1 rRNA gene is annotated in these 1,847 nt (G+C 56.8%); it reads right to left on the minus strand.

Annotation, left to right across the window (positions count from 1 at the left end):
* Positions 1 to 22: 22 nt before the first annotated feature.
* Positions 23 to 1,847, minus strand: a 23S ribosomal RNA gene (locus IG94_RS0137905); the annotation flags it as partial.

Here is a 1,847-nt window from a genome sequence, read left to right on the forward strand (position 1 = left end):
AACACAGTGGACGCGAGCAACTGAGGACAAGCCCTCGGCCTATTAGTACCGGTCACCTCCACACCTCACGGTGCTTCCAGATCCGGCCTATCAACCCAGTCGTCTACTGGGAGCCTTACCCCATCAAGTGGGTGGGAGTCCTCATCTCGAAGCAGGCTTCCCGCTTAGATGCTTTCAGCGGTTATCCCTCCCGAACGTAGCCAACCAGCCATGCCCTTGGCAGGACAACTGGCACACCAGAGGTTCGTCCGTCCCGGTCCTCTCGTACTAGGGACAGCCCTTCTCAAGACTCCTACGCGCACAGCGGATAGGGACCGAACTGTCTCACGACGTTCTAAACCCAGCTCGCGTACCGCTTTAATGGGCGAACAGCCCAACCCTTGGGACCGACTCCAGCCCCAGGATGCGACGAGCCGACATCGAGGTGCCAAACCATCCCGTCGATATGGACTCTTGGGGAAGATCAGCCTGTTATCCCCGGGGTACCTTTTATCCGTTGAGCGACGGCGCTTCCACAAGCCACCGCCGGATCACTAGTCCCGACTTTCGTCCCTGCTCGACCCGTCGGTCTCACAGTCAAGCTCCCTTGTGCACTTACACTCAACACCTGATTGCCAACCAGGCTGAGGGAACCTTTGGGCGCCTCCGTTACTCTTTAGGAGGCAACCGCCCCAGTTAAACTACCCATCAGACACTGTCCCTGATCCGGATCACGGACCCAGGTTAGACATCCAGCACGACCAGACTGGTATTTCAACGACGACTCCACCCACACTGGCGTGCGAGCTTCAAAGTCTCCCAGCTATCCTACACAAGCCGAACCGAACACCAATATCAAACTGTAGTAAAGGTCCCGGGGTCTTTCCGTCCTGCTGCGCGAAACGAGCATCTTTACTCGTAGTGCAATTTCACCGGGCCTATGGTTGAGACAGTCAAGAAGTCGTTACGCCATTCGTGCAGGTCGGAACTTACCCGACAAGGAATTTCGCTACCTTAGGATGGTTATAGTTACCACCGCCGTTTACTGGCGCTTAAGTTCTCAGCTTCGCCCCACCGAAATGGAGCTAACCGGTCCCCTTAACGTTCCAGCACCGGGCAGGCGTCAGTCCGTATACATCGCCTTACGGCTTCGCACGGACCTGTGTTTTTAGTAAACAGTCGCTTCTCGCTGGTCTCTGCGGCCACCCCCAGCTCACGGAGTAAATCCGGTCACCAGAAATGGCCCCCCTTCTCCCGAAGTTACGGGGGCATTTTGCCGAGTTCCTTAACCATAGTTCACCCGAACGCCTCGGTATTCTCTACCTGACCACCTGAGTCGGTTTAGGGTACGGGCCGCCATGAAACTCGCTAGAGGCTTTTCTCGACAGCATAGGATCATCCACTTCACCACAATCGGCTCGGCATCAGGTCTCAGACACATGTCAGGCGGATTTACCTACCCAACGTCCTACACCCTTACCCCGGGACAACCACCGCCCGGGCTGGACTACCTTCCTGCGTCACCCCATCACTCACCTACTAACCGCTTGGTTCAGCGGCTCCACCACTCCCCTCAACTCCGAAGAGATCAGGGCGGCTTCACGGCCTTAGCATCACGATGCTCGATGTTTGACGCTTCACAGCGGGTACCGGAATATCAACCGGTTATCCATCGACTACGCCTGTCGGCCTCGCCTTAGGTCCCGACTTACCCTGGGCAGATCAGCTTGACCCAGGAACCCTTAGTCAATCGGCGCAAACGTTTCTCACGTTTGTATCGCTACTCATGCCTGCATTCTCACTCGTGAACCGTCCACAACTCGCTTCCGCGGCTGCTTCACCCGGCACACGACGCTCCCCTACCCATC

Origin of the sequence: Streptomyces olivaceus, assembly GCF_000721235.1 — a bacterium.
GTDB classification, from domain to species: domain Bacteria; phylum Actinomycetota; class Actinomycetes; order Streptomycetales; family Streptomycetaceae; genus Streptomyces; species Streptomyces olivaceus.